We start from the raw sequence: 26,230 nt of genomic DNA on the forward strand, positions 1-26,230 counted from the left end.
GAACTCCTTCCGGGACGTCGCGGCAATGCTGCGCGCGATGCGCTCGGACGTTGCCTGGATCGCCACGGGCATCGCGGCCGGTGCATTCGAGGCGGCACTGCGCTACGTCACGGAACGCCGGCAGTTCGGCCGCACGCTCGGATCCTTCCAGCTGGTCCAGGAAAAACTGGCCCGGATGCTCGGAAACGTCACCTCGGCGCTGTCCCTCGTGGTGCGGCTCACCGAACAGCAATCCAAAGGCATCTACCGGGACCAGGACTCCGCCCTGGCCAAAATGCAGACATCCCTGCTGATGCGCGAAACCGTGGCCCTGGCCCGCGAAGTGGTCGGCGGCAACGGCATCACCCTCGAAACCGACGTCGCACGCTTCCACGCCGACGCCGAGGCCGTCTACTCCTACGAAGGCACCCACGAAATCAACGCCCTCATCGTCGGCCGGGCCCTGACCGGCGAAAGCGCCTTCACCCGCTGACCCCGGCACCCACCAAAACCCGCACACCCCCGCTCCGGCACCGCCGTCGGACAGTTCCCTACCCCATCCAGCCCTCCAGGAGGACACCATGCCCAATCTCGTCGTCGATTTCGACAAACTGCTCACTCTCGCCGGCACCGATCTCGGGGTCAGCGAGTACCGCGAAATCACCCAGGAACAGATCAACAAGTTCGCCGACGCCACCGGTGACGACCAGTGGATCCACGTTGACCCGGAACGCGCCAAGGACGGCCCGTTCGGCGCCCCAATCGCCCACGGCTTTTTCACCCTCTCGCTCATCATCCCTTTCTGGGGCGAGCTGTTCGACGTCGACGGCGTCACCGCGAAGGTCAACTACGGACTGGACAAGGTCCGCTTCACGTCCCCGGTCAAGGTGGGCGCGCGGATCCGGATGCGGGCCACCATCAGCGAAGTGACCGAGGTCAAGGGCGGCGCCCAGATCAAGGTCGCCAACACCATCGAGATCGAAGGCCAGGAGCGCCCCGCAGTCGTCGCGGAATTCCTCGCCCGCTTCTACAAGTAAAAACCCCTCCAGGAACCCTCCCTCTGTTCAAAGGAACAACCATGTCAGGACTCACTCAGCTTCAAGCGATGGGCACCGCCGAGCGACGCAAGGAAGCACGCACGGTCATTGCCTCCAGCTACCTGGGCAGCACCATCGAGTACTACGACTTCCTCCTCTACGCCACGGCCGCAGCGGTTGTCTTCCCGAAGGTCTTCTTCAGCGGCATGGACGACTGGGTTGGCGTTGTGGCCGCCTACGGCACGTTTGCCGCGGGCTACGTGGCCCGCCCGGTTGGCGGAATCATCTTCGGCCACTTCGGCGACAGGATGGGCCGCAAGGGCATGCTGATCATCTCCATGCTGGTCATGGGCCTGGCTTCCACCCTGATCGGGCTGGTACCAGGTGCCTCCGTGGCCGGACCCTGGGGTGCGGTGCTCCTGGTGATTCTTCGCGTCTTCCAGGGCATCGCCGTCGGCGGGGAATGGGGCGGGGCCGCCCTGATGGCGCTGGAGCACTCCGAATCGGGCAAGCGCGGGTTTGCCGCCTCGTTCGTCAACGCCGGGGCGCCCACCGGTGCCGTCCTGGGCACCCTGATCATGGGCGCGTTCTCGGCGCTGCCGAACGACCAGTTCCTCGCCTGGGGCTGGCGGGTGCCGTTCCTGCTCTCCTTCGTGCTGCTGGGCGTGGGCATGTTCGTCCGGCTCAAGGTTTCCGAAAGCCCTATCTTCAAGGCCGCACTGGAACAGGAAAAGGCCGAAAAGGCACAGGCTGACCAGGAAGCCATCCGCCAGGGCCTCACTGCCAAGCGGGATATTCCGCTGCTGCTGGTACTGCGGCGCCCCAAGACCCTGATCTTCACCATGCTGGCCGGCGCCGCCGGCTTCGCCCTCCAGGTGGTCCTGGCGACGTTCTCGGTGACCTACGCCGTCTCCAAGGGCGCGGACCGCCAGGGCGTGCTGTACGCCTTTGCTGCCGCCTCGCTGATCTCCATCGTGTTCGTGATCATGGGCGGCCGGCTTTCGGACAAGGTGGGCAGGCGGCCGGTGATGATCGGCGGCCTGGTTCTCTTCATCATTTACCTGGTGCCGATGTTCCAGCTGCTCTCCTCCAACAACATCATGCTGATCTTCGTGGCGTTCGCCATCGGCCTGATGATCCATTCCACGCTGTTCGGTCCTTTGGCGGCCTTCGTGTCCGAGCAGTTCGGCACCACCTCCCGCTACACCGGCGCGTCCCTGGGCTACCAGCTGGCAACCCTGCTCGGTGCCGGGTTCACTCCGGGCATCGTGGCCCAGATCTTCAAGGACTCAGGCCAGGACACGGCATCGGTGGTCTGGTACCTGGCGGCCATGTCGGTGGTCTCCATCGTCTTCATCCTGCTGACCCGGGAACCGAAGAACAACGACCTCCGCACCGTCCAGGCCTGACCCTTCATCGGGTCCCGTCACGCGGGCTAACCTCACAGTAGAAAGGATTCGCCGTGGAAAATTTTGGCATCGGCTCGTGGCTGCAACGTCGCCGCCCGAAGTCCGGCAGCAAAACCGCCCTGATCAGCGGAGGCCGGGAACTCAGTTATGAACAGTTCGCGGACCGGACCGTCCGGCTCGCCAACGCCCTGAGGGACCGCGGCGTGGCCAAGGGGGACAGGGTTGCCTATCTGGGCGAGAACCACCCGTCCTTCCTGGAGACCCTCTTTGCGTGCGGAACCCTCGGCGCCATCTTCGTCCCGCTCAACACGCGGCTGGCGCCCCCGGAAATCCAGTTCCAGCTGCAGGACTGCGGCGCCGGGACCCTGGTCCATGCCGGCAGCCTCGGCGACCTGGCAGCCCGCGGGTCGGCCGGCACGGCAGTGGCGAGACTCGTCGTCGTCGCCGATTCCCTTGACGGTTCCTCGGCCAGTGCGGCAGGCGGCGGCGTGCAGGCTGCCCGCGGGGCGGACGCAGCGGCGGTGGAGGACTTTGAGGACCTGGTGGCCTCCGGTTCGGACCAGCCGGTCGACGAACCGGTCACGCTGGACGACGGTGCCATGATCCTCTACACCTCCGGTACCACGGGCCGGCCAAAGGGCGCCCTGCTGACCCACGGCAACGTCACATGGAACTGCATCAACGTGATCGTTGATTTCGACTTCTCCTCGCAGGACGTGGCGCTGATGATTTCGCCGATGTTCCACGTCGCGTCCCTCGATATGGGCGTACTCCCGACGCTGCTCAAAGGCGGAACGGTCATCCTCGAATCCAGGTTTGACCCCAGCCGGGTCCTGGCCCTCATCGAGCAGTACAGCGTCACCACTATGAGCGGCGTCCCCACCACCTATCAGCTCATCTGCGAACATCCCGCGTGGGCCTCGACGGACCTTAGCTCGCTGAACAAGCTCACCTGCGGGGGGTCCGCGATCCCGATGCGGGTGCTCGACGCCTATGAGTCCCGGGGCCTGCAGATCGGCACCGGCTACGGCATGACCGAAACCGCGCCTGCAGCCACGGTCCTCCCCGCGGCGCGGTCCCGCGACAAGGCCGGTTCCGCCGGGCTTCCGCACTTCTTCACCGACGTCCGCATAGCCGACCCAATAGCCGGCACCGCGGAGCCCGGAACTGGGGGAGAGATCCAGATCAAGGGCCCAAACGTGATCCCCGAGTACTGGAACCGGACTGACGCCACCGCCGAGTCATACGCGGAGGGCGGCTGGTTCAAGTCAGGTGATATGGGCTACAAGGATGACGACGGGTTCGTCTTCGTCTCGGACCGGATCAAGGACATGATCATCTCCGGCGGCGAGAACATTTATCCCGCCGAAGTGGAGCAGGCCATCACGGAACTCGAGGCGGTGGGAAGCGTGGCCGTCATCGGCGTGCCGGATGAGAAATGGGGTGAAGTGCCCCGGGCCGTCGTTCTTCTGCGCGAGGGTGCCCAACTCACGGAAGAGCAGCTCAGGCGGTACTTGGATGGACGCCTGGCACGCTACAAAATCCCCAAGTCCGTGGTGTTTGTCGATGAGATGCCCCGGACCGCCAGCGGCAAGATCAGGAAGGCCGACCTGCGGAAGCTGAGCGCCATCCAGCCATAACTGGCCGTGGCCTGCGCCCGTCAGTGAATGAGGGCCAGCATGACGCCGACGGCCATGAACAGCACGCCGAACGTCCGGTTGAGGGTGCGCTGGCCGCGGGCATCGTGGGTAAAGCGCTGGAAGGTCTTGGCCGCGGCGGCGAAGAAGAACCACATCACTAGGACGTCGATCACGATCACGGTGGCTGACAGGGTCAGGTACTGCGGCAGGAGCGGGTTCTCCGGGCGGATGAACTGAGGCATAAAGGCGAGGAAGAACACGATCGCCTTGGGGTTCAGCAGGTTGACCCACAGGCCGCGGCGGAACATGGAAAATGCCGGCTCGTTCCGCAGCGCGGCGGCCTTTTCCTGGTCCAGATCGGGTTTGTGCCGGAACTGCTGGATGCCCAGATAGACGAGGTAGGCGGCGCCCGCGTAGCGGATCACGTTGAAGGCGACCGGAGAGCTGGCCACCAGCACCCCGACGCCGAGGGCCACGATCACGATGTGCACCACCAGCGCGGCCTGCTGCCCAAGGATCCCCCAGATGGAACGCCGGAAGCCGGAGTTCAGGGAATTGCTCATGGTGTTGATGGCGCCCGCACCGGGCGTAAAGCTGATCAGGACACCGGCGCCCGCCAGGGCCAGCCAAAGGGAGGGTTGCACTGATTCAGTTTACGGCCGCGGACGGGCCCAGCCGGCCGCCGCTTCACAACACCGTCACACGCCGGCCATTCGCCAGAAATGGCCGCTCTGGCCGTCCCCATAGCGGCCATCTCCGGCAAATGGCGGGCGTGGCCCCCGTATTCATATCCGCCAGCGAACCGGCGAGTGGGAGACAGCCCGGCTGTGGGACGCTACGATGCACTCAACCGTGCGGCATCAGTGCGTGCAGCCAGACTTGGGGAGTCTATGGACCGGATTGTCGGAACGATGCTTGCGGGAGCTGTCGTCCTGGCCACCTCGTCCTGCGCGTTGCCAGGGGCCGGACCGCCGCCAGTATCCGCCACCCAGGCCACAGCCGCAGCGGCCGCCACGCCCCGGACTGCCGGCACCCTATTTGCGGCGAATCCCGGGAGCACCGCGGGCCCGGCGGCCGTGCCGCTGCCCGAGGCGCGGTTCGCCAATCCCGACTACTACGCCATGCCCGGACAAACGATCACCTTCGACGTCTCGGCGTCGCTGCCCCGCGGCGTCAGCATCGCTCAGTACGAATGGGACTTCGACGGCGACGGTGCCATCGATCAGGTGGGGCCGCTCCCCGTGGCTCCCCACAGGTACGCCGCCGCGTTCGAGGGTAAGGCGACGGTGCGGATTACCCATGCCACGGGAGGCTTGTCGACGGCATCGACCGGGGTCCACATCGGCCGGGGGCCGCGGGACGGACTCCCCGCCGCGCCCATCAACGTGAGCGTGGTGGTGACCGCCCACTCGGGCGGCATCAGCACCGTCCAAATATCGTGGGAGCCGGGCGGGCCGGAGCCCTACCGCTGGGGTCTGACCGTTGACGGTTTTCCGGCCGGGATTGTGGAGGGCCACACACGCACCGCGACCATGACGGACGTCCACCGGCTCAAGGACGTGAAGATCGGCGTCGTCGGGTTCACTGAGAACCAAGGCATGGGGGCCTCCGCCGGCGTGACGCTTCCCGCGCTGCCGGATTAGGCGGCTCCGGCGCCAACCGCCTCACGCCCGGGCGATCACCTCGCCGTTGGGGATCAGGAACCAGCCGTCGTCCGTGGAACCCCAGCGGTGCCAGCCGGCCGAAATCCGGGCAAGGTCGGCGGCGTTGGCGAAGCCGTATTCGAGAGCCTGGTCCGCAAAGGCCGAGTGCAGCACGCGTTCGCCCCACACCCGGGCCTGCCAGCGGCGCTGCTGGCCGGTCGCGTAGAGCCAGTTGCTGCTGGAGGGTGCGACGTCGGTGAACCCGGCGGACTGGGCCCAGGAAACCAGGCGTCGGCCGGCGTCGGGCTCGGCGCCGTTCCGGCGTGCGATCCGCTGGTAGAGCTCCATCCATTCATCCAGCTCGGGGACGGCCGGGTACCAACTCATGCCGTGGAAATCTGCGTCGCGCACCGCCACGATCCCGCCGGGCTTGGCGACGCGGCGCATTTCCCGCAGGGCCGCAACAGGGTCCGTGAGATGCTGCAGGAGCTGGTGGGCGTGCACGACGTCGAATGTCTCGTCCTCGAAGTCGAGGTCGTAGATGTTGCCGGCGACGAACTCGACGTTCTGCACGCCCCGCTCGGCCGCGAGGGCGGCCGCCTGGCCGATCACCTCGGGCGAGCGGTCCAGCCCGGTGACCTTCCCGGGGGAGACGAGCCCGGCGAAATCGCACGTGATGCTGCCCGGCCCGCAGCCGACGTCGAGCACCGAAACCCCCGGGGTCAGGTGCGGGATCACAAACGCCGCGGAGTTCTCCGCCGTCCGGGAGGCGTGGGCGCGGACCACAGACTCGTGGTGGCCGTGGCTGTACACATCTTCAGGCTGCTGCGCACTCATAATGAAACGCTACCGCCCCGCACCGGCAAATCCGCGAAAGCGGGGGTAACGGCCGGGAAGACGGCAGGATTTCGCGCGCGGCCGTCCGTTTTGCCGCTTCCGGCCGGGGCGGTTCCGCGGGTGATTAGAGGAGTGAACACCAACAGCAGCAAGCAGTCAGGGCTCGGCCTGTTCCGGGCCACCGGCATCTACGTCGGGGCGATCCTGGGCTCGGGCATCCTGGTCCTCCCGGCCATCGCTGCCAAGGAGGCAGGGCCAGCGTCGCTCCTGGCCTGGACCCTGCTGCTGGTGTTCTGCACCCCCGTGTCCTTCAGTTTCGCTGAGATGAGCCGCCAGCAGCCCGACGCAGGCGGAATCGCCCACTTTGTCACGCGCGCCTACGGACGCCGTGCCGCGGTCGTGGCCGGCTACCTCTTCTACTTCGCCATTCCCTTCGGTGCCCCGGCGACAGCCGTGATCGGCGGCAACTACATCGCCCACGCGCTGGGCGGCGGGCGCGGGACGGCGTTGGTGGCCGCCGCACTGCTGCTGGCCGCCGCTTTCGCGAGCAACGCCGTCGGGATCCGGATGTCCAGCGGCATCCAGCTGGTACTGATGGTATTGCTCGTCGGACTGCTGGCACTGGCCGTCGCCCTGGCTGCACCGTTTGGACGGGCGGGGAACTTCGAGCCGTTCGCGCCGCACGGCTACTGGGCCGTGGGCGGCGCGGCCAGCCTGCTCTTTTTCTGCTTCGCCGGCTGGGAGGCGGTCACGCATATCGCCGGGGAGTTCCGCCACCCGGAACGTGACCTCAAACGGGCCACCTGGCTCACCCTGATTGTGGTCGGTGTGGTCTACCTCGGCGTCGTCTCGGCGTCGGTCGCTGTGCTGGGCCCCGCACTTCCGGGCAGCGAGGTGCCGATCGCGGAGCTGCTCGAAAAGGGACTGGGCGGATTCGCTGCGCCGCTGACCGCCGCCGCCGCGGTGCTGACCTTCGGTCCGGTCAACACCTTTGTCGCCGGCGCCAGCAGGCTGGGGGCGAGCCTGGCGTCCGACGGCGTTTTGCCGCGGGCCCTCGCGCGGGGCGCCGGTCCGGGGGAGGTGCCCACGGCCAGCCTGGGATTGCTGGGCGTGATGACGTTGCTGTCCTTCGGGGCGGCGGCAGCCGGGCTGGTCGACTTGCAGCTCCAGATCGGGGCGGCGTCGGCCTGTTTCACCGCAGTGACGGCGTTTGGCCTGCTCGCCGGGATCCGTTTGCTGCCCACCCGGACGCCGGCCTGGCTCGGAGTCATAGTGGCTGCTGCTGTGATGCTGGCCGTGCTGCTCTTCAGCGGATGGGCACTCGTGGTCCCGCTCGGGCTGGCCGTGGCCGCCATCTTGGCTGGCCGGCCGGGCGCACGGGTATGGCAGTTGGGACGCGCGAAAACGCCAACTAGTGCCGGTCGGCGGGAGCCGGTGCCGGCTGCTGCGCGGCCTCCTGCCCGGCCCTGACCGTCGCCTCGATCATCGAGGACATGAACCGCGTCGCGATGTCCAGTTCCTCCGGAGTGAATTCGGCCATCGCGGCCGCCATGTGCCGGGCCAGCGGCTGGAACATGGCGCCGCCGTCGCGGTAGGCCTTGGGGGTCATGCGGAGCTGGACCTGGCGGCGGTCCGGGCCCTCCCGCTCGCGAATCACGTGGCCGGAGCTGTGCAGCCGGTCGATCAGTGCCGTGGTGGCGGGTGAGCTCAGGTGGAGTTCCTTGCGGAGCACGCCCGGCGTGACGATCTGGTTCCTCGCGGTGTGCTGCATGATCACGGCCAGGGCATTGAGGTCCGTCCGGTGCATGTCGTTGCGGCCGCCGGCGGAATCCACGTAGCGGTTGGCCTCGAGGCTGAATTCCTGAAGCAAGCGGACCAACGGCGGCGGTCCGGAAGGCGGTCCGGAAGATTCGGGGCGTCCCGGCGGATCAACTGTCACGGCGAACCTTCCTCTCTCCTTTGCCTTGCCCACTGCTCCGCAGCAGGCGCCCTCCGGAGTTTACTTCAGCGGACCTCGGCCTCGGACCGGCCCGGCGTCGAAGTATTTCCCAAGAATTGGACCCCACCCGTTTATCTCCATAGTGGAGATAGTCTACTATGGACTCAATTCTACTCCTCCCAGGCATGCACCAGAAGGAACCATGAACAAGACACCACACGGCAGTGCCCGCGTCCCTTTCTGGCTGCGCTGGCTGATTCCCGTCCTGCTCGTCGTCACCTGGCTGGCCATCGCCGGGATCGGCGGGCCCACTTTTGGCCGGCTGAGCGAGGTCTCCTCCAATGACCAGGCGTCCTTCCTGCCGACGGGAGCCGAGGCCACGGAGGTCCGGGACTGGCAGGCCAAGTTCCGGGACACCAATGAGGTCCCAGCCGTCATTGTCATAGAGAGCGACTCGGCCTTCACCCCGGCCCAGCTCGGCGAGGTGGCAGCCCTCAAGGGCAAGCTGGAGGCGCTGGGCGCCGGCAGCACCGTCGTCGGCCCCATCCCGTCCGAGGATGCCAAGGCCGTGCAGTTTGTAGTCCCGATCGAATCGGCCGGCGAAGTGAAGGAAGTCGTCAAGGAACTCCGCGCGGAGGTGCAGGCATCCGCTCCGGCGGGAATGCAGACCTTCGTAACCGGTCCGGCCGGGCTTGCCGCGGACCTCGTCAGCGCCTTCGCGGGCATCGACGGCATCCTGCTGCTGGTGGCCCTTGCCGCGGTTTTCCTGATCCTGCTGATCGTCTACCGCTCGCTGCTGCTGCCGATCGCCGTGCTGTTCACCTCGGTCTTCGCGCTCTGCGCCGCCATCCTGCTGGTTTTCGGGATGGCCAAGCTCGGCTGGATCCAGCTCAACGGCCAGAGCCAGGGCATCCTGTCCATCCTGGTGATCGGTGCCGCCACTGACTACGCGCTGCTCTATGTGGCGCGGTTCCGTGAGGCGCTGACGCACACGACCAACCGGACGGCCGCCGCGCTCACCGCGTGGAAGGCGGCCTGGGAGCCTATCCTGGCCTCCGGCGCCACCGTCATCATCGCGCTGCTGTGCCTGCTCTTGTCCGACCTCAACTCGAACAAGGCACTCGGCCCCGTGGCGGCCGCAGGCATCCTGTGTTCCCTCTTCGCGGCCCTGACCCTGCTGCCAGCGCTGATGGCGCTGCTGGGCCGCGCCGCGTTCTGGCCGTTCCGCCCCAAGCTGCTCCCGGAGACTGAGCGCGAGCCCGAACTCGTCACCGGCCTCGAGGGCCAGAAGGGCTTGTGGCGCGCCACCGGGTCCCTCGTGTCCCGCCGGCCGCGGACTGTCTGGGTCGCCTCCGTGCTGCTGCTCCTGATGGCCTCCGCCGGCGTGCTCCAGCTCAAGGCAAACGGCGTCCCGCAGACCGACGTGATCCTCACCGCCTCCAACGCCGTCGACGGCCAGGACGCCCTGGCCCGTCACTTCGACGCGGGCTCCGGCAGTCCTGCCGTGATCGTCGCTGACGAGGCGAAGGCGCAGGACGTGCTGGCCAAGACCAAAGCGACCGACGGCGTCGGGGCCGCCTACCTGCTGGCCGAAGGCAGCGTTCCGATCGTCCCCGGCGCTCCGGCCGCACCCGGCGCCCCGGCTTCTCCCACGGCTCCTGCGGTGAGGGACGGCAAGGTCCTGATCAACGCGACGCTGGACTTCGCCGCGGACTCCAACGAGGCTGAAAACGTCGTGGTGGCCCTCCGCCAGGAACTGAAGAAAATCGACGACGGCGCCCTGGTCGGCGGAGTGACGGCGACGGCCCTGGACACGAACACCACTGCCCAGCGTGACCTCGTCACCATCATCCCTGTGGTCCTCGCGGTGATCCTGGTGATCCTGATGCTGCTGCTGCGCTCCGTGCTGGCGCCGGTGCTGCTGGTTGCCTCGGTGGTGCTGTCCTACGCCGCCGCCATGGGAGTCTCCGCCTTCGTGTTCAACAACATCTTTGGATTCCCGGGAGCCGATGCCACCGTCCCGCTCTTTGGCTTCGTCTTCCTTGTGGCGCTGGGGGTGGACTACAACATCTTCCTCATGAGCCGGGTCCGGGAGGAGTCCATTAAGCACGGCACCCGGCCCGGCATCCTGCGCGGCCTGGGCGTCACGGGCGGCGTGATCACCTCCGCCGGGGTGGTCCTCGCGGCCACGTTTGCCGCCCTGGGCGTTATCCCCATCATGTTCCTCGTGCAGCTGGCCTTCATTGTGGCCTTCGGCGTGTTGCTGGATACCGTCCTGGTCCGGTCGCTGCTGGTTCCGGCCCTGGCCTACGACATCAGCCCGCGGATCTGGTGGCCGAGCAAGTTGGGGCGCGCGCAGATGGATGCAACCGAGCGTGTCCGCCCGGCCGCCCCGGAGGCGGAATCCGCGGAGGCGGGAATCCGCTAGCCCGCACCCGCGACTGCGCACCCGCCTCGCCCCGCAGCCGCAGCCGCCGTCACTGTTCCTGGTCCCTCCACCAGGCAACGGTGGCGGCGGCTGCTTCCTTGAGCGGCGTGGGCTGCAGCCCCAGGGCCGCTTCGCTGGCGTTCGAGTCCATCACGAAGGGGCGTTCGAACTGGTACAGGGTTTCGGCCAGTTCCCGCGTTCCGGCGGAGAACATGCCCACCGTCCGCAGCACCCACCCGCGGACGGCGGCCACCCGCGGCGCCCGGACGCCGGCAGCGGCGGCGAACGCTGCAGCAATCTTCCGCTGGCTGAGCGCGGGGCCGGTCGGTGCGTGCCACACCCGGTTCCACAGCGCAGGATCCTGAGCTGCCCTGATCATGGCGGCGGCCAGGTCCGGCACATAGGTGAAGGAATGCGGCAGCCCAGCGTTGCCAATTACCATCAGGGGCTTTTCCGCCAGGACCGGCTTCACCATGCGCTCGCCGGCATGCGCGCCGCGGACCCTGGGACCGAAGAAATCGCTCGCCACCACACTCACGGTGTCCGTTGCGGACGCCGCACGGGCCGCGAGCAGGGCGGTGCGGATACCCCGTTTGCCGCCGCGGGCCTCCCGCGGGCCCTTCTCGGTCATCGGCCGTTCCGGCTCGCTGTAGGAGTACAGGCTTTCCGGAAACACGACGACGGCGCCGGCCTCGCCCGCCGCGGCAAGCACCACCTCCTCGGCGCCGGGCAGTTCCTCCGCCCAGACCTTTGCGCTGTACTGCGATCCGTGGATGCAGTGGAACACGGCTTTGGCGCCCCGGAACAGCTCGCCGAGCCGCGCAAGGTCGGACACATCGACGGCCGTCTTTTCGATCAGCGGGTTGTCCGGTCCGGTGCCGGAGCGGGTGAGCACCCGCACCCGGTGGCCCGCTGCGGCGAGCTGTTCGGCCACCGTCCAGCCGACGGGGCCGGCGCCCGTGACGACAAACAGGGCAGTGGCCGGGGCCTCGGGGGATACGGACTGGGACAAGGTGTTCTCGCTTTCGTTGTGGTCGCACGGGCCGCGGCGGCCCGGGCTGGGGCTGGATTGGCCAGGCCGCAACCTGAACCTGAGAGCACTGCTCTCTGAATTCAGGATGGATCCGGCTGGGGCGAAAGTCAAGAGCAGTGCTCACATTTGTTGACACTGCTCTGCTTTGTGGAATGCTGGAGCCATGCCGCAGACCACTGACCTGGCCGTGAAGCCTCCCACTCCCCGCGAGCGTGCCCGGGCACGGACCATCGAGGACATTGTGCGCCTCGGCCGGGAGCATCTGGCAGTGCACGGGGCTGCCGCGCTCTCCCTTCGCGCCGTGGCGCGGGATCTCGGCGTGGTCTCCTCGGCGGTCTACCGGTACGTGGAGAACCGCGAAGAGCTGCTGACCCTGCTGCTCATCGACGCGTACAACGAACTCGGAGACGAAGTCGACACCGCCGTCGCTGCCCTGCCCGTGACCGACTTTGCCGGGCGGTTCAGCGCACTGGGGTCCGCTGTGCGGCGCTGGGCGCTGCGCGAACCGGCCCGCTATGGGCTCCTCTTCGGCAGCCCTGTGCCCGGATACCAGGCGCCGGTCGAGCGGACCACGGCGCCGGGTACCCGGGTGATCTACGCCCTGATGGCGCTCCTGGACGGCGCCTACCGGGCCGGGCGGCTGGCCGCGCCTGACGGTCAGACCGTCGTCGTCCCCGCACTTTCCGCCGACCTGGAGCGGATCCGCAGCGGGATGGGACTCGCGGTGCCCGACGGGCTGCTGGCGCGCGGTGCCCTCGTCTGGACGTCCCTGTTCGGAGCCATCAGCTTCGAGGTTTTTGGCCAGTACGGCGCGGACACCTTTAGCGCCCCGGATGAACTCTTCGCCCACCATCTGACCGTGCTGGCGGACCTCGCAGGCCTTGAGCAGCCAGCGACCCAGGCCGGCCGGCAAGCCGCCGATCACCCGGAATAGCCGATGCCCCGGGGTTTTCCTTGCCCCCTGTTGTCTCCCGGTGGCGCTCGATAGACTGCCCCTGCGCCTGCCTGGGCGCGCCGAGGCTTCCAGGAAGGATCCAACCATGTCCGAAAACAGCGAGTTTGATCGAACAGCAGCGGAACCCGAAGAGCAGGCCGCGGAAGGCCAGTATGTCGAGGGGGACTACGGCACGGCCGGCACCGCCGGGGAGAACCCGCCCGAGGCCAAAGAGGGCGAATACCCCACCGGCGACTACGGGGCGGCCGGCACCAGCGGCGCCACCGCCGTCGGCGCGGAGGAAGGCGGTTACCCCGAAGGCGATTACGGCGCGGCGGGTGGCACCGCCGCGACGCCGGCTGACGCCGAGGAAGGCGAATATCCCGAAGGCGACTAAGGTACCGCCGGCGCCTCGCGCGCCGCTGGGCGGGGCGCTGATGAGGTGCCCGCACGGAACGCAGTGGAGCGGAACGCAGACACCGACGAAGCTGACCGCGGGGAGCGCTGACGGCGGACTTCGCGCACAGCGAAATACCCGGCGGCTGGCCGCACTGTTGGCCGGGTACTCCCCGGATTCCGGGGGAGAGCGACTTCCAACGAGCGGGCCGCGCCGTCCAAAATCCAAAGTTGAGCGCATGACGCTCAACTTTGGATTGACTTTAATCGGGGTCTGAGTAAAGTTGAGTGCAGATCGCTCAATCACCGTCGGATCCTTTGCCGTTAGAGGCATTGCGGTCCGCGGCCATCCCGGCGAGTTTCCACGGAAAGTAAGGACGCAACACATGTCACGTGCAGTAGGTATTGACCTCGGAACAACCAACTCCGTCGTCTCCGTTCTCGAAGGTGGCGAGCCCACCGTCATTGCCAACGCCGAGGGTGGCCGCACCACGCCGTCGGTTGTTGCATTCTCCAAGTCCGGCGAAGTGCTGGTTGGCGAAATCGCCAAGCGCCAGGCCGTCAACAACATTGACCGCACCATTGCTTCCGTCAAGCGCCACATGGGCACCGACTGGTCCGTCGCCATTGACGACAAGAAGTACACGGCGCAGGAAATCTCCGCCCGTATCCTCATGAAGCTCAAGAACGACGCCGAGTCCTACCTCGGCGAGAAGGTCACGGACGCCGTGATCACCGTCCCCGCGTACTTCAATGACGCCGAACGCCAGGCCACCAAGGAAGCCGGCGAAATCGCGGGCCTCAAGGTCCTGCGCATCGTCAACGAGCCCACCGCGGCCGCCCTGGCCTACGGCCTGGACAAGGGCAAGGAAGACGAACTCATCCTCGTCTTCGACCTCGGCGGCGGCACCTTCGACGTCTCCCTCCTCGAGGTTGGCAAGGACGAAGACAACTTCTCCACCATCCAGGTCCGCTCCACCGCGGGCGACAACCGCCTCGGCGGCGACGACTGGGACCAGCGCGTTGTCGATTACCTGCTGAACCAGCTCAAGGTCAAGGGCATTGACCTGTCCAAGGACAAGATTGCCCTGCAGCGACTGCGTGAGGCCGCGGAGCAGGCCAAGAAGGAACTCTCCTCCTCCTCGAGCACCAACGTCTCGCTCCAGTACCTCTCCGTCACCCCCGACGGCCCCGTGCACCTCGACGAGCAGCTGACCCGCGCCAAGTTCCAGGACCTCACCAAGGATCTGCTCGAGCGCACCAAGAAGCCGTTCCACGATGTCATCAAGGAAGCCGGCATCCAGTTGTCCCAGATCGACCACATCGTGCTGGTCGGCGGTTCCACCCGCATGCCTGCCGTCTACGACCTGGTCAAGGACCTCGCCGGCGGCAAGGAGCCGAACAAGGGCGTCAACCCGGATGAGGTCGTCGCCGTCGGCGCCGCACTGCAGGCCGGTGTCCTGAAGGGTGAGCGCAAGGACGTCCTCCTGATCGACGTCACCCCGCTCTCCCTCGGCATCGAGACCAAGGGCGGCATCATGACGCACCTGATCGAGCGCAACACGGCCATCCCGACCAAGCGCTCCGAGACCTTCACGACGGCGGACGACAACCAGCCGTCCGTGGCCATCCAGGTCTTCCAGGGCGAGCGCGAGTTCACCCGCGACAACAAGCCGCTGGGCACGTTCGAGCTGACCGGCATCGCGCCGGCCCCGCGTGGCGTCCCGCAGGTTGAGGTCACCTTCGACATCGACGCCAACGGCATCGTGCACGTCTCGGCGAAGGACAAGGGCACCGGCAAGGAACAGTCCATGACCATCACGGGCGGTTCCAGCCTCTCCAAGGAAGACATTGACCGCATGGTCAAGGACGCCGAGGAGCACGCAGCAGAGGACAAGGCCCGCCGCGAGGCAGCCGACACCCGCAACACTGCCGAGCAGCTTGCCTACTCCGTGGACAAGCTCATCGCTGACAACGCCGACAAGCTGCCGGAAGAGGTCAAGACCGAAGTCCAGGCCGACGTCGACGCCCTCAAGGCAGCGCTCGAAGGCACCGATGACGCAGCCGTCAAGACCGCGTTTGAGAAGCTGCAGGCTTCCCAGACCAAGCTCGGCGAGGCCATCTACGCCCAGGCAGGTTCCCCGGACGGCGCCACCGGCGCCCAGGGTGCCCCCGCCGGCGAGCAGGCAGCGGGAGCCGACGAGGACATCGTCGACGCCGAGATCGTTGACGAAGACGAGAAGAAGTAATCATGCCGCATCACGGTAACGAAGAAGACCACGGTTCTTCCGAGAGCCGTCGCGACGCCGAACAGCGGGAGAACGAGCCGCAGAAGCCGATCATCCACGACAACCGCAAGGTTGACCCGAAGACCGGCCAGGCCCGCCACCCCGACCAGGAGCGCGCCGCCGCGGCAGACTCCGACTCCGGTTCCGGGGACGCCCTGTCCCAGGCCGAGGACATCCTCAACAGTGTGGACGTTCCGGCCGCGGATTCCGTGGCCCAGGGTGCTGACGGCGCGGAGGCGGAGGAGCTCAGGAATGACCTCCGCCGCCTGCAGGCCGAGTACGTCAACTACCGCAAGCGCGTTGAACGCGACCGTGCCGTGGCAGGGGAGATGGCCGTCATCGGCGTCCTGAACTCCCTGCTGCCGGTGCTGGACGACGTCGACGCCGCCCGCCAGCATGGTGACCTCACGGACGGACCGTTCGCCGCGATCGCCGCCAAGCTGGAGAACGCGCTGAAGACGTACGGCCTGGTGCGCATCGATGAGACCGGCGTGGAGTTCGACCCGACGATCCACGAGGCCCTCATCCAGCAGCCGGGCACGGATGTCGAAATCGACACCGTCAGCCAGGTCCTGCGCTCCGGGTACAAAACCGGCGACAGGGTCCTGCGGGCAGCTCAGGTCATCGTGGCCGTCCCGGCCTAGCAGTACGCCATCGAAGTGACAGTTCGCGCCCGTGTTTCGACCAAACATTGGCGCGAACTGTCACCTCGGCACACAGATTTGAAAGGAAACGCCATTGGCTAGCCAGGACTGGGTGGACAAGGACTTTTATAAGATCCTTGGAGTCGCCAAGGACGCTTCCGACGCCGACATCAAAAAGGCCTACCGGAAGCTCGCGCGGCAGCACCACCCGGACACCAACGCGGGGAATGCCGCTTCGGAGAAGAAGTTCAAGGACATCTCCGAGGCCTACTCCGTGCTTTCCGATGCCGACGAGCGCCAGCAGTACGACGCCATCCGGGCCATGGGCGGCGGTGCACGCTTCGCCCCCGGCGGAGGCGGCGGGGCTGCCGGCGGGGCCGGGTTCGAGGACCTCTTCGGCGGGCTCTTCACCGGCGGCGGGGGACGGCACTCCGGCAGTTACAGCACGGCCGGCGGCATTCCCCCCGAGTTCGCCGACCTCTTCGGCGGCGGTGGCGGCGGCTTCGGCGGCGGGGGCCAGTCCTTCCAGCGTGCACCGCAGAAGGGCGCCGACCGGACGGCGTCCACCTCCATTTCCTTCGCCGGTTCCATCCGGGGCACCACCATCGGCCTGCGTGAACCGGACGGCGAGGTCATCGATGTCCGCATCCCGGCCGGCATCAAGGACGGCCAGAAGGTGCGCGTCCGGGGCAAGGGCCAGTACGGTCCGGCCGGCTATGGGGATCTTATGGTCACCGTCTCAGTGAAGCCGCACGATTTTTACGTCCGCGACGGCGACAACCTGCGCATCCACGTTCCGGTCACCTTCCCGGAGGCAGCCCTGGGCGCCGACATCGAGGTTCCCACGATCGACGGCGACAATGTCAAGGTGCGCGTGCCTGCCGGCACGCCGTCGGGCCGCACCCTCCGCGTCAAGGGACGCGGCGTGAAGCACACCAAGGCCACCGGGGATCTGCTGGTGACCATCGACGTCGCCGTCCCGCGGAAGCTGAGCAAGGAAGCCGAGGAGGCCGTCAAGACCTTCGCCGCGGCCACCGCCGGTGAGGACGTCCGCGCCGAACTGGCAGCCAAGGCCCGGCTCTAGGAACGGACGCCTGCCATGGCCATCGAGTACGAGCAGCCGATCTTCGTCATCTCCGTTGCCGCGGAACTGGCGGACATGCACCCCCAGACGCTCCGGCAGTATGACCGGCTGGGCATCGTCTCGCCCAGCCGGGCCCCCGGCAAGTCGCGGCGGTACTCTCAGCGGGACATCAGCATGCTCCGCGAGGTGCAGCGGCTCTCGCAGGAGGGCGTGTCCCTCGAGGGCATCAAGCGGATCCTCCAGCTGGAGAACCAGGTGGCAGCCCTGCAAAGGCGCGTCACCGAGCTGACTGAAGAACTGGACCGCCGGCCCCGCGCCCTCGATTCCCGCATCTTCGCCGCCGGAGCCGCGGGCGACGTCGTGAGCCTGGCCCGCGGCAAGCGCCCCCGGGCACGGTCCCAGGCGCTGGTGGTGTGGCGGCCGCGCGGGATCGAAGACTGAATCCTGGCTTAACGCAATGAGTGCCCGGGACCCCTGAGGGTCCCGGGCACTCATTGCGTCAGAAGCGTGAAGCGGTGGTGCTGGTGAACTTGTCGGTGGGAAGAGCGTTGCCGGCGGCATCGGTGATGCCGGAATCGGGTGTGAATGAAGGCGCGGCGGCCGGCTGGGCCGTGGTGTTCGCAGCGCCTCCTGTCGAGCGGGTTCCGAGCGTGATCGTCAGCGCCTTGGCAACGGCGTTCCAGCTCAGTGACGAGCCGTTGGAGCCGTTGCCTCCGTAGCTGAGAGTGCCCGAGCCATAGTAGGTCCCCGCCAACGCCACCGTGCCGATTCTCGACGTCGCGCAGCCCGCGCTAGTCACTGTGACGCTGAGGACGTTGCTGGAACTGACATTGACCATGACCACACCGTTCCCGCTCACGGTCCCGTCGGCCCCGGCTGTCCACTTGCTGCAGATTGTTGAGGCGTCCATGGACTCGGAGAAAGTGATAATGACTTTGTCCTTGGCATCCAGCACACCGATACTGCTTCCGCTGCCTCCGCCGTCAGCCAGCGCCACCGTTGACACCGCAGGCGCCGCGACGTCCTTGACTGAGGTCGTCGTGCCGGGCGTCGCGGGATTGCCTTGGTTGCCCGCGGTGTCGGTAGCGACCGCGCGGTAGGTGATGGTTCCGGGGTTCAGGGACGACAGGTTGACGGTGGCGTTCCAGGCACCTGAGCTGTTCGCCGTCGCGGTCGCGGGGACCGAGTGCGCTGCGCCAACGTCGGTCACAGCCAGGGCGATGGATGCCCCCGGCTCGGTGCTGCCGTTGACCGGCACCGCAGCGACATTGCCGCTGTAGACGTAAGTGGGGGCAACCACGGAAGGAGCGCCTGGCGGCGTGGTGTCCACGGCGGCACCGCCGCTGCGGACGCTCTCGGCTCCCTGCCACTGCGCGAGCACCGGGGTGACCGTGTAGTACCAGGTGCCGGTCGGGACGCCCTGGTCGGTGCAGCCCGGTCCGGCCGTGACCGTGCCTGAGCACGTACCGCCGGTAGCGACTTTGGTGCCGCCCGAGGCGGAGGCATAGCGTGCCACCGTGTATCCGGTGACAGCGCGGCCGGCGAGGGTGGTGGTGGCGTTCCATGCCAGCGTGACATTTCCGCCGGACACTGTGGCGGTCGGCGTGGCGCCGGTGCGCAGAGCGTCTGCGCTGGCTGACGCGGAACCGCCAGTTGACGCGGCCGTCCAGAAGGCATTGGCCCCGGGGCCAGCCCACGAGAGGAGGGCGGCGCCGGTAAGGATGACTGCGATGCGGCTCCGGGTTCGGGAGCGTGCCTCGCGCCTGTTGTGACGGCTCATCGTCGTGCCTCCACTTTGACGGGAATCTTGAAGGTCGCGCCCTGGCAGGCAGACTGTGACTGGGCGGACATGCTCGCCGCACCCGGGAGGGTGACAAACACCGAGGACTTCGCCGGGATGGTGACGGCGGGTGCGAGCGGTGTGGCCGGGGCCGTGAAGGAAACCCCGGTGGTGGTGCATCCGGCATGGGCGGCATCGGCCGTGGCCGCCGCGCTGGCGGCCACCGAGTACAGCGTTACCGCGAAGGCGTTGGGGTTGCTGGTCCGGAGGATGACATCTGCGGTGCCGCCCGGGACCATGCTGGTGCTGTTCGAGTCGCCTGCCACCGACGCGTCGACGCTGATTTGCATGGTGCCTGCGGCTGCGGCGCCGATACCCGAGCCCGTGCTGGCCCAGTACGCGTAGGCCGTGCCCCCGCCGGCCAGCAGGCAGAGCGCGACGGCACCGGCCGAGGCGGTTCCAGCGAGTTTGGTGCCCTGCACCAAGGATCGTGTGGATCGCATGTCAGTTTCCCTGCCCTGATCCCGAGTACGCCAGCTGGAGGACTGCGCCTTTGCAGCCGTCCTGGAGACGTGGAGTGTCGAGCATGGCGATCCGGGGCCATTGGGCCGGGGGAACGCCAAGCTGTGAGAGCGAGCTGTTGCCGGACGGGACTGTCAGGGGATAGCGCCCGCTGTACTGCGCCACGGCATAGTCCTGTGCCGTGCAGGGCAGGTTCGCCGCGATTGCCTTCGACGTGCGGACCACACCCGTGATCGAGACGGTCAGATTGCCGACGTCGATCCCCTTATCCGGGTTGTTGAATCCGAGGTCCAGGGACCGGCTCGTCCCGGGGGCGAGAAGGCCCGACACATCGCCGGCGAGCCCGAAGACGCGCAGGGGCGCCTTGACCCGGAACTGGACCTTGACGGCTGCCGACTGCAGGGAGCCGCTCTGGCCCGTAAGCGTCAGATCGTAGTCTCCAGCGGCTGTAGCGGATGCCGTGGATACGTTCATGCTGAGCTGGGCTGTGTTCCCGGCCGTCAGCTTGACGGACGACGGCGAGAAGCTGGCCGCTGCCTCCGCGGGGACACCGGTGACTCCCAGTAACACTGTGCCTGCGAATCCGCCGGTGGAACTGACGGTTGCGGAATAGCTCGTGGCCTGTCCCTGGTCCACGTTCCGGGTGGACGGCGTGACCTGCAGCAGGATTCCGGGCTTTTGCGGGGCCGACTGCTGCCCGGCGGCGTAGAGTGTGCCCGCGGGCAGGAAGATGGCCAGCAAGCCAATCATGAGGGCACGGCCGGCGAGGCCCGCATGACCCCTGGCGAGCCGGAAGAACCGCAGTGGATGCAGCATTACCTATCCTCCTTCGACCGGGCGCCTTGGGCGGGTCGTGGTGTCGGCGGTGACTGGTGGGTTGCTGTGCGGCGGCCCGAAGGCCGCCCCGGCGGGCCGGGTGTCCGGCCCGCCGGGGACACCAGCTACACGCTGCCGACAGTGACCGTGACGACGGCTGACTTGCAGGCATCCTGGTTGGCGGCGTCATTGAGGAACGCCAGCGTTCCCGACCCCACCTGGGTGCCCGTGCTGTTCGCCCCGACTGCAGTGTTCGACGTGTCGGCGCTGACTGTGAACCAAGCCGGCAGGCATCCGGCCACGCTCGTGGTCACACTTGCGGTGAGGGCGCCGACGACGGTGCCGGTGTTGGAGCTGTTATCTGCCGTGTACGTGACGGGCACCGAGTTGCCCGGGGCCAGGCCGGCGGCGAAGCTGGCATGCAGGGTCACGGTGCCGCCGCCGGTGGAGTTGGCGGCGGTGCCGGTGCCGGTGCCGGTGGTGGTCCAGTAGGCGTAGGCCGTGCCGCCGCCGACTGCCACGAGGGCAACCGAGGCTGCAACGGCGATGACCTTGCTCTTCTTGGTGAGCTTGCGCATTTGTGAGACTCCTTCTGTGGGGCACCCGGACAGAGGAGTCAACAGGCAAGAGCCGCTTTCCCCCCAATCCTGCGGTTGCCATCGCTGAATCGAATGGCCTCATCGTTTCCTCGAAGCGGGGGCTTCACAACACGTAGTGGTACCTGTCTATTGCGGCGTGGACTACTTGCCTCGACGCAGAATTACTGGAATTCAGGACACCGGGTGGTCGCGAAAGGACGTACCCGCAATCCCGGCCCGGGCGCGGCGGGAAAAAGCTTGCCGGGACCAGAAAGTGGCCCCGGACCCCGGCCACCAAGTGTTCCGGCGCACTGAAGTGAGTACATCTTCAGGTGCGCCACGTAGCAGCGCGGCTGAAACTCGAGTACCTTCCTCGCGGGACCCCGCGGACGGCCACCCTGTTGAATTGGGGTTGCCAGCCAGTTGAGCCGGCAAGTCGGACAGTGGTAGATGCCGGGGGGCACCGCATGTTGAAGCACTTCACGTTTGATCCAATGTGGCCGGGAAAGTCGGCGCCTGGACCTGCACTGATCGCGGGCAGGCCATGAACTCCGGGCTCAGTGCCCTGGCCCTTATCGCCGGATCCCTGCCCGGCTCAATCCTTTTGTCCCTGGGCCAGACCGTCGTCGTCGTGTGTGTCTGCTTCGACATGGTCCGTGCGCTCTCGGTGCCGCGGTCCCACCGCCGGTACGTGGCAAACACGGTCTTCACGACGCTGGCCTGGCCCTCGATCCTGATCAGCGCGGTCACTGTGCTCATCGATGCCGCCAGCGGGACATGGCAGGACGTCGCGGGCGGAGTCTTTGTGATGGTCATGGTGATCTTCCGGTGGCGCAACGGCGGCGATGAGGACAGCTGGTGGAAGGGCAAGGGCAAGAAACTGGCCGACTGGTTCCGCAACCAGACCGCTTCCCGGTCCGTGACTGCACCCGCCGCGGCCTAACCTAGCGTTGCTATGGCAGCCCGACGTTCCCTAGTGGCGGATCGTCAGTAGCTGGCGGGGGTGCTGGCGGCCTCAGCCACCGGGTCCGGTGGGATGAATTCGGCAGCGAGTGCTTCGGAGCCGCGGGCCAGCAGGGCGACGTCGGCTCCGACCAGGATGAAGTTGGCGCCGTTGGCCAGGTAGTGGCGGGCGGTGTCGGGGTTGAAGGCATTGACGCCGGCGGGTTTCCCGGCCGCTGTAGCGGCGGTGAGGCAGTGTTCGACGGCGGCCCGCACCTCTTCGTGTTCCTGCTGTCCCAGCAGACCCATGGACGCGGCAAGGTCGGAGGGCCCCAGGAAGATGGCGTCCACGCCGTCCACCGCCAGGATGTCCTCGACCGCGTCGACAGCGGCGGCGGATTCGATCTGGACGGTGACGCTGATGGTTTCACCGGCCCGGGCGAGGTAGTCCGGGACGCGGTTCCAGCGGGCGGCGCGGGCCAGGGCGGAGCCGACACCGCGCACCCCGTGCGGCGGGTAGCGGGTGGCGGCCACCGCGGCTTCTGCTTCGGCGGCTGAGTGGACCATTGGGATCAGCAGGTTCTGGACGCCCAGGTCCAGGTACTGCTTGATCACCACGGTGTCGTTGACCGGGGGCCGGACCAGGGTGTGGATGGGGTAGCCGTGGATGGCCTGGAGCTGGGCGAGGATGGATTCGAGCCCGTTGGGGCTGTGTTCGGCATCCACTAACAGCCAGTCCAGGCCGGACCCGGCGCAGAGTTCGGCCACCAGCGGGCTGCCCGAGCACACCCACATCCCGGCCAGCGGGCGGCCGGCAGCGCCGGTTTGGTTGCGCAGGGCGTCCCGGAAGGTGTTTTGAGGTTCTATTCGAAGCGGCATGTCACAACTCCCAGTGGTCCGTAGTCTGCGTGGACGGTGTCGCCCTTGGACACCCACATCGGCCGGGTAAAGGAACCGGCCAGGATGATGTCGCCGGCTTTCATGCTGTCCCCGTGGGCGGCGATCTTGTTGGCCAGCCAGTGCACCCCGTTGGCCGGGTGGTCCAGGACCCCGGCGGCAACACCGGTCTCCTCCACCGTCTGATTCTTGTAGAGGATGGCGGAGACCCAGCGGAGGTCCACGGCGTCGGGCTTCACCGGGTTGCCGCCGATCACCATGGCCCCCATCGCGGCGTTGTCCGAGATGGTGTCCACGATGGTCCGGCCCTCCATCTCGATCCGGGAATCCAGGATCTCCAGGGCCGGAACCACGTAGTCCGTGGCCCGCAGGACATCGAAAATGGTGCAGCCGGGGCCTTTGAGCGCGTCTTTGAGGACAAACGCCAGCTCCACCTCCACCCGCGGGTGGGTGTACTTGTCCCACTCCACCGAGCAGCCGGTCTCGAGCACCATGTCATCGAAGATGGCGCCGTAGTCCGGTTCGGTGATGCCGGTGGCAGCCTGCATGGCCTTCGACGTCAGACCGATCTTCCGCCCCACCAGGGTCCGGCCGGCTTCCTCGCTGCGGCGCCGCCACAACTGCTGGACCGCGTAGGAGTCCTCCACCGTCATATCCGGGTAGCGGGCAGTCAGGCGGGGAACAGGCTTCCGGTTGCGGCCGGCTTCGAGCAGTTCGTCCGCGATGGCCTCAATCGTTGTGGCATCCAGCATGGCTACAGCTGCGCCCCGAGCTTGAACCCGGTTTTCTCGCCGGCATGGCCGTCCTCTTCCTTGCGGGTGTAGGAGAAGCCGTCGGCACCCACGGTCACTGCCATTTCGCTCTTTTCCTCGCGGATGATGACCGGCTGCGGATTGCCGTCCAGGTCCAGGACCAGGGAGGCCTCGGTATACCAGGACGGGACGACGGGGTTGCCCCACCAGTCGCGGCGCTGGTTGTCGTGCACGTCCCAGGTGATGACGGGGTTGTCCGGGTCGCCGGTGTAGTAGTCCTGGGTGTAGATCTCGATGCGGTGGCCGTCCGGGTCCAGGATGTACAGGTAGAAGGCGTTGGAGACGCCGTGCCGGCCCGGGCCGCGCTCGATCCGGTCGGAGATGCGCAGCGCGCCCATTTTGTCGCAGATCTGGATGATGTTGTGCTTCTCATGGGTGGCGAACGCGACGTGGTGCATGCGCGGGCCGTTGCCCCCGGTCAGTGCGGTGTCGTGCACGGTCTGCTTGCGGTGCATCCAGACGGCGTAGGTGACGCCGTCGGAATCCTGGATGTCCTCCGAGACCCGGAAGCCGAGGTCCTCAAGGTACTTCCGGCCGCGCGGGACGTCCGGGGTGACCTGGTTGAAGTGATCCAGCCGGACGAGTTCGCCGGCGGAGTAGAGGTCGTAGCGCTGGGTGAGGCGTTCGACGTGCTCCACGTCGTAGAAAAACTCGTAGGGGAAGCCCAGCGGGTCCTCGACGCGGACGGAGTCGCCAATGCCCTTGGTGAAGCCTTCCTTGCGGCGTTCGGTGCGGCAGCCGAGTTCCTTATAGTAGGCCTCGGCGGCATCGACCTCGGCGGGGGACTTCACCCGGTAGGCGAACGCGGCGACGGCGGCGATGGGTCCCTTGCGCAGCACAAGGTTGTGGTGGATGAACTCCTCCAAGGAGCGCAGGTAGATGTTGTTCTCGTCTTCCTCGGTGACGTGCAGGCCAAGGAGGTCAACGTAGAACTCGCGGGACTTGGCCAGGTCCGTGACCACGATCTCCATGTAGGCGCAGCGGACGATGTCCGGTGCCGGGACGGAGGGGGTCGGGATGAAGTTGGTCATGGTCATCTCTCTTCTTTGAAAGGGGGGGCAGGACGCGGGTTAGGCGCCGAATTTGGGAGTGTGGACGGTGCCGAGGGTGATGTGGACGGCCTGCTGGTCGGTGTAGAAGTCGATGGAGCGGTAGCCGCCCTCGTGCCCCAGGCCGGAGGCCTTGACGCCGCCGAAGGGGGTGCGGAGGTCGCGGACGTTGTGGCTGTTGAGCCAGACCATGCCGGCCTCGACGTTCTGGGAGAAGTTGTGCGCCCGGGTCAGGTTCTGGGTCCAGATATACGCCGCGAGCCCGTACTTGGTGTTGTTCGCCAGGGCGAGTGCTTCGTCGTCGGTATCGAACGGGGTGATCGCCACGACCGGGCCGAAGATTTCCTCCTGGAAGATCCGGGCGTCCGGTGCGACGTCGGCGAATACGGTGGGCGCGATGTAGTTGCCCTCCGGCAGGTGGGCCGGGCGGCCGCCGCCGGCCAGCAGCCGGCCTTCGGTTTTGCCGATTTCCACGTAGGAGGCCACCTTGGCATAGTGCTCCGGGTGGACCAGGGCCCCGACCTCGGTCTTGGGGTCGTGGGGGTCGCCGACCACGATGTTCTTGGCCCGGGCGGCGTACTTGTCGCAGAATTCCTCATACACGGCACGCTCCACCAGGATCCTGGAGCCGGCCGTGCAGCGCTCGCCGTTGAGCGAGAAGACGCCGAACAAGGCGGAATCGATCGCGGCGTCGAGGTCGGCGTCGGCGAACACCACGCACGGCGACTTGCCGCCGAGCTCCATGGACAGGCCCTTGAGGTTTTCCGCGGCGTTGCGGAAGATCGTCTGGCCGGTGGTGGTTTCGCCGGTGAAGGAGATCAGCGGCACGTCCGGGTGCTTCACCAGCGCGTCGCCGGCTTCCTCGCCGAGGCCGTTGACGAGGTTGAAGACGCCGTCGGGCAGGCCGGCGTCTTTGAAGATGGTGGCCCAGAGCGAGGCGGACAGCGGGGTGAATTCGGCCGGCTTGAGGACAACGGTGTTGCCGGTTGCCAGCGCCGGGGCGAGCTTCCAGGACTCGAGCATGAACGGCGTGTTCCACGGCGTGATGAGGCCCGCGACGCCGATCGGCTTGCGGTTGACGTAGTTGATCTGGGCGCCAGGGACTTTCATGGCGTCGTCGAACTGGGCCACGATCAGGTCCGCGAAGAACCGGAAGTTCTCCGCCGCGCGCAGCGCCTGGCCCTTGGCCTGGGTGATCGGCAGGCCGGTGTCGAAGGTTTCGAGCTCGGCGAGCCGTGCCTCCTGGGCTTCGACGGCGTCGGCGATCCTGTTCAGGACCCGGGAGCGTTCCCGCGGCTTCATCCGCGGCCACGGCCCGGTGGTGAAGGCCTTCCGGGCGGCCGCGACAGCGAGGTCGATGTCCTCTTTCTGCCCGGCGGCGGCGGTGGCGTAGTTGGTGTTGGACACCGGATCCAGGACGTCGAAGGTCTTGCCGCTCAGGGAGTCGACGAATTCGCCATTGATGTAGTGCTGGATGTGGGTGGGAAGGTCCTGCGGAACGTAGTGGGTTGTAGCTTCTTCGGCAGTGAACGTCATTGTCTTT

26 protein-coding genes are annotated in these 26,230 nt (G+C 67.2%); 14 read left to right on the forward strand and 12 right to left on the reverse strand.

Annotated features, from left to right (window positions below; translation table 11 throughout):
* The 4 genes from GXK59_RS00005 to GXK59_RS00020 all read left to right on the forward strand — a co-directional run.
* The coding region (locus GXK59_RS00005) for an acyl-CoA dehydrogenase family protein (protein WP_272927695.1) at positions 1-472 on the forward strand (472 nt) is incomplete at its 5' end.
* Positions 473-560: 88 nt separating this feature from the next.
* Positions 561-1,016, forward strand: coding sequence for a MaoC family dehydratase (locus GXK59_RS00010; RefSeq protein ID WP_160663309.1), 456 nt, complete (start codon positions 561-563; stop codon positions 1,014-1,016).
* A gap of 41 nt (positions 1,017-1,057) precedes the next feature.
* Positions 1,058-2,425 (forward strand): MFS transporter, encoded by a 1,368-nt coding sequence (locus GXK59_RS00015; protein ID WP_160663311.1) that lies wholly within the window; start codon positions 1,058-1,060, stop codon positions 2,423-2,425.
* Positions 2,426-2,478: 53 nt separating this feature from the next.
* Positions 2,479-4,065 carry an acyl-CoA synthetase gene (locus GXK59_RS00020; RefSeq protein WP_160663313.1) on the forward strand — a complete coding sequence of 529 codons (1,587 nt, stop codon included), beginning with the start codon at positions 2,479-2,481 and terminating at the stop codon, positions 4,063-4,065.
* A gap of 20 nt (positions 4,066-4,085) precedes the next feature.
* Here GXK59_RS00020 and GXK59_RS00025 read toward each other — a convergent pair whose 3' ends face one another.
* Entirely contained in the window at positions 4,086-4,709 is a 624-nt protein-coding gene (locus GXK59_RS00025; RefSeq protein ID WP_160663315.1) for a LysE family transporter, read from the reverse strand.
* A 246-nt stretch (positions 4,710-4,955) separates the two neighbouring features.
* Here GXK59_RS00025 and GXK59_RS00030 point away from each other — a divergent pair, with 246 nt between their 5' ends.
* Positions 4,956-5,708, forward strand: a complete 753-nt coding sequence (locus GXK59_RS00030; protein WP_160663317.1) for a PKD domain-containing protein — start codon at positions 4,956-4,958, stop codon at positions 5,706-5,708.
* Between the two features lie 21 nt (positions 5,709-5,729).
* Here GXK59_RS00030 and GXK59_RS00035 read toward each other — a convergent pair whose 3' ends face one another.
* The gene (locus GXK59_RS00035) at positions 5,730-6,545 is read right to left on the reverse strand and encodes a methyltransferase domain-containing protein (protein WP_160663319.1); all 816 of its coding nucleotides are present in this window, start codon (positions 6,543-6,545) and stop codon (positions 5,730-5,732) included.
* A gap of 132 nt (positions 6,546-6,677) precedes the next feature.
* Between GXK59_RS00035 and GXK59_RS00040 the strand changes: the two genes are divergently transcribed.
* A complete protein-coding gene (locus GXK59_RS00040) occupies positions 6,678-8,015 on the forward strand; it encodes an APC family permease (protein ID WP_237393707.1) in 1,338 nt (445 codons plus the stop codon).
* Here GXK59_RS00040 and GXK59_RS00045 read toward each other — a convergent pair.
* The gene (locus tag GXK59_RS00045; RefSeq protein ID WP_160663323.1) at positions 7,957-8,484 is read right to left on the reverse strand and encodes a MarR family winged helix-turn-helix transcriptional regulator; all 528 of its coding nucleotides are present in this window, start codon (positions 8,482-8,484) and stop codon (positions 7,957-7,959) included. The genes GXK59_RS00040 and GXK59_RS00045 overlap by 59 nt on opposite strands.
* A gap of 202 nt (positions 8,485-8,686) precedes the next feature.
* Here GXK59_RS00045 and GXK59_RS00050 point away from each other — a divergent pair, with 202 nt between their 5' ends.
* On the forward strand, positions 8,687-10,912 hold the full coding sequence (locus tag GXK59_RS00050; protein WP_237393708.1) for an MMPL family transporter: 2,226 nt from the start codon (positions 8,687-8,689) through the stop codon (positions 10,910-10,912).
* Between the two features lie 49 nt (positions 10,913-10,961).
* Here GXK59_RS00050 and GXK59_RS00055 read toward each other — a convergent pair whose 3' ends face one another.
* Positions 10,962-11,885, reverse strand: a complete 924-nt coding sequence (locus GXK59_RS00055; RefSeq protein WP_160668895.1) for an NAD-dependent epimerase/dehydratase family protein — start codon at positions 11,883-11,885, stop codon at positions 10,962-10,964.
* 223 nt (positions 11,886-12,108) lie between these two features.
* On the opposite strand from GXK59_RS00055, the gene GXK59_RS00060 reads away from it, so the two are divergent.
* From GXK59_RS00060 to GXK59_RS00085, 6 genes are all read left to right on the forward strand, one after another.
* Positions 12,109-12,879, forward strand: a complete 771-nt coding sequence (locus GXK59_RS00060) for a TetR/AcrR family transcriptional regulator (protein WP_160663325.1) — start codon at positions 12,109-12,111, stop codon at positions 12,877-12,879.
* Positions 12,880-12,985: 106 nt separating this feature from the next.
* Positions 12,986-13,276, forward strand: coding sequence for a hypothetical protein (locus GXK59_RS00065; protein ID WP_160663327.1), 291 nt, complete (start codon positions 12,986-12,988; stop codon positions 13,274-13,276).
* A gap of 385 nt (positions 13,277-13,661) precedes the next feature.
* Positions 13,662-15,524 carry a molecular chaperone DnaK gene (gene dnaK, locus GXK59_RS00070; RefSeq protein ID WP_160663329.1) on the forward strand — a complete coding sequence of 621 codons (1,863 nt, stop codon included), beginning with the start codon at positions 13,662-13,664 and terminating at the stop codon, positions 15,522-15,524.
* Positions 15,525-15,526: 2 nt separating this feature from the next.
* Positions 15,527-16,207, forward strand: coding sequence for a nucleotide exchange factor GrpE (locus GXK59_RS00075; protein ID WP_202129031.1), 681 nt, complete (start codon positions 15,527-15,529; stop codon positions 16,205-16,207).
* Positions 16,208-16,301: 94 nt separating this feature from the next.
* Positions 16,302-17,291 (forward strand): DnaJ C-terminal domain-containing protein, encoded by a 990-nt coding sequence (locus tag GXK59_RS00080; RefSeq protein ID WP_202129032.1) that lies wholly within the window; start codon positions 16,302-16,304, stop codon positions 17,289-17,291.
* A 15-nt stretch (positions 17,292-17,306) separates the two neighbouring features.
* The gene (locus GXK59_RS00085) at positions 17,307-17,732 is read left to right on the forward strand and encodes a heat shock protein transcriptional repressor HspR (RefSeq protein WP_160663331.1); all 426 of its coding nucleotides are present in this window, start codon (positions 17,307-17,309) and stop codon (positions 17,730-17,732) included.
* A 58-nt stretch (positions 17,733-17,790) separates the two neighbouring features.
* On the opposite strand, the gene GXK59_RS00090 is transcribed toward GXK59_RS00085, so the two are convergent.
* The 4 genes from GXK59_RS00090 to GXK59_RS00105 form a co-directional block, all read right to left on the reverse strand.
* On the reverse strand, positions 17,791-19,071 hold the full coding sequence (locus GXK59_RS00090) for a hypothetical protein (RefSeq protein ID WP_160663333.1): 1,281 nt from the start codon (positions 19,069-19,071) through the stop codon (positions 17,791-17,793).
* Positions 19,068-19,574, reverse strand: coding sequence for a hypothetical protein (locus tag GXK59_RS00095; protein ID WP_160663335.1), 507 nt, complete (start codon positions 19,572-19,574; stop codon positions 19,068-19,070). The genes GXK59_RS00090 and GXK59_RS00095 overlap by 4 nt, the downstream gene beginning before the upstream one ends.
* 1 nt (position 19,575) lies before the next feature.
* Positions 19,576-20,409 (reverse strand): COG1470 family protein, encoded by an 834-nt coding sequence (locus GXK59_RS00100; protein WP_160663337.1) that lies wholly within the window; start codon positions 20,407-20,409, stop codon positions 19,576-19,578.
* Between the two features lie 125 nt (positions 20,410-20,534).
* Positions 20,535-20,987 carry a hypothetical protein gene (locus GXK59_RS00105; protein WP_160663339.1) on the reverse strand — a complete coding sequence of 151 codons (453 nt, stop codon included), beginning with the start codon at positions 20,985-20,987 and terminating at the stop codon, positions 20,535-20,537.
* 496 nt (positions 20,988-21,483) lie between these two features.
* Here GXK59_RS00105 and GXK59_RS00110 point away from each other — a divergent pair, with 496 nt between their 5' ends.
* Positions 21,484-21,930: a hypothetical protein gene (locus GXK59_RS00110; RefSeq protein WP_337248049.1), complete on the forward strand. Its 447-nt coding sequence runs from the start codon at positions 21,484-21,486 to the stop codon at positions 21,928-21,930.
* Positions 21,931-21,974: 44 nt separating this feature from the next.
* Here the strand turns inward: GXK59_RS00110 and GXK59_RS00115 are convergent, their stop codons facing one another.
* From GXK59_RS00115 to hpaE, 4 genes are read right to left on the reverse strand one after another with little or no spacing between them, the layout of a single operon-like run.
* Positions 21,975-22,808, reverse strand: a complete 834-nt coding sequence (locus GXK59_RS00115; protein WP_202129033.1) for an HpcH/HpaI aldolase family protein — start codon at positions 22,806-22,808, stop codon at positions 21,975-21,977.
* Entirely contained in the window at positions 22,793-23,578 is a 786-nt protein-coding gene (gene hpaH, locus GXK59_RS00120) for a 2-oxo-hept-4-ene-1,7-dioate hydratase (RefSeq protein WP_160663341.1), read from the reverse strand. The genes GXK59_RS00115 and hpaH overlap by 16 nt, the downstream gene beginning before the upstream one ends.
* A 2-nt stretch (positions 23,579-23,580) precedes the next feature.
* A complete protein-coding gene (hpaD, locus tag GXK59_RS00125) occupies positions 23,581-24,669 on the reverse strand; it encodes a 3,4-dihydroxyphenylacetate 2,3-dioxygenase (RefSeq protein WP_160668900.1) in 1,089 nt (362 codons plus the stop codon).
* 39 nt (positions 24,670-24,708) lie between these two features.
* On the reverse strand, positions 24,709-26,223 hold the full coding sequence (gene hpaE / locus GXK59_RS00130; RefSeq protein WP_160663343.1) for a 5-carboxymethyl-2-hydroxymuconate semialdehyde dehydrogenase: 1,515 nt from the start codon (positions 26,221-26,223) through the stop codon (positions 24,709-24,711).
* Positions 26,224-26,230: the final 7 nt, after the last annotated feature.

This window comes from Pseudarthrobacter sp. ATCC 49987, from assembly GCF_009928425.1.
In the GTDB taxonomy this organism is placed as follows: Bacteria; Actinomycetota; Actinomycetes; order Actinomycetales; family Micrococcaceae; genus Arthrobacter.

Bases quoted from the DNA above. Each gene is read 5' to 3' on its own strand.
- hpaE (WP_160663343.1), bottom strand. From the start codon at position 26,223: ATGACGTTCACTGCCGAAGAAGCTACAACCCACTACGTTCCGCAGGAC.
- GXK59_RS00030 (WP_160663317.1), top strand. From the start codon at position 4,956: ATGGACCGGATTGTCGGAACGATGCTTGCGGGAGCTGTCGTCCTGGCC.
- GXK59_RS00085 (WP_160663331.1), top strand. From the start codon at position 17,307: ATGGCCATCGAGTACGAGCAGCCGATCTTCGTCATCTCCGTTGCCGCG.
- GXK59_RS00075 (WP_202129031.1), top strand. From the start codon at position 15,527: ATGCCGCATCACGGTAACGAAGAAGACCACGGTTCTTCCGAGAGCCGT.
- GXK59_RS00095 (WP_160663335.1), bottom strand. From the start codon at position 19,574: ATGCGATCCACACGATCCTTGGTGCAGGGCACCAAACTCGCTGGAACC.
- GXK59_RS00010 (WP_160663309.1), top strand. From the start codon at position 561: ATGCCCAATCTCGTCGTCGATTTCGACAAACTGCTCACTCTCGCCGGC.
- hpaH (WP_160663341.1), bottom strand. From the start codon at position 23,578: ATGCTGGATGCCACAACGATTGAGGCCATCGCGGACGAACTGCTCGAA.
- GXK59_RS00115 (WP_202129033.1), bottom strand. From the start codon at position 22,808: ATGCCGCTTCGAATAGAACCTCAAAACACCTTCCGGGACGCCCTGCGC.
- GXK59_RS00090 (WP_160663333.1), bottom strand. From the start codon at position 19,071: ATGAGCCGTCACAACAGGCGCGAGGCACGCTCCCGAACCCGGAGCCGC.
- GXK59_RS00050 (WP_237393708.1), top strand. From the start codon at position 8,687: ATGAACAAGACACCACACGGCAGTGCCCGCGTCCCTTTCTGGCTGCGC.
- GXK59_RS00035 (WP_160663319.1), bottom strand. From the start codon at position 6,545: ATGAGTGCGCAGCAGCCTGAAGATGTGTACAGCCACGGCCACCACGAG.
- dnaK (WP_160663329.1), top strand. From the start codon at position 13,662: ATGTCACGTGCAGTAGGTATTGACCTCGGAACAACCAACTCCGTCGTC.
- GXK59_RS00060 (WP_160663325.1), top strand. From the start codon at position 12,109: ATGCCGCAGACCACTGACCTGGCCGTGAAGCCTCCCACTCCCCGCGAG.
- GXK59_RS00015 (WP_160663311.1), top strand. From the start codon at position 1,058: ATGTCAGGACTCACTCAGCTTCAAGCGATGGGCACCGCCGAGCGACGC.
- GXK59_RS00100 (WP_160663337.1), bottom strand. From the start codon at position 20,409: ATGCTGCATCCACTGCGGTTCTTCCGGCTCGCCAGGGGTCATGCGGGC.
- GXK59_RS00065 (WP_160663327.1), top strand. From the start codon at position 12,986: ATGTCCGAAAACAGCGAGTTTGATCGAACAGCAGCGGAACCCGAAGAG.
- GXK59_RS00105 (WP_160663339.1), bottom strand. From the start codon at position 20,987: ATGCGCAAGCTCACCAAGAAGAGCAAGGTCATCGCCGTTGCAGCCTCG.
- hpaD (WP_160668900.1), bottom strand. From the start codon at position 24,669: ATGACCAACTTCATCCCGACCCCCTCCGTCCCGGCACCGGACATCGTC.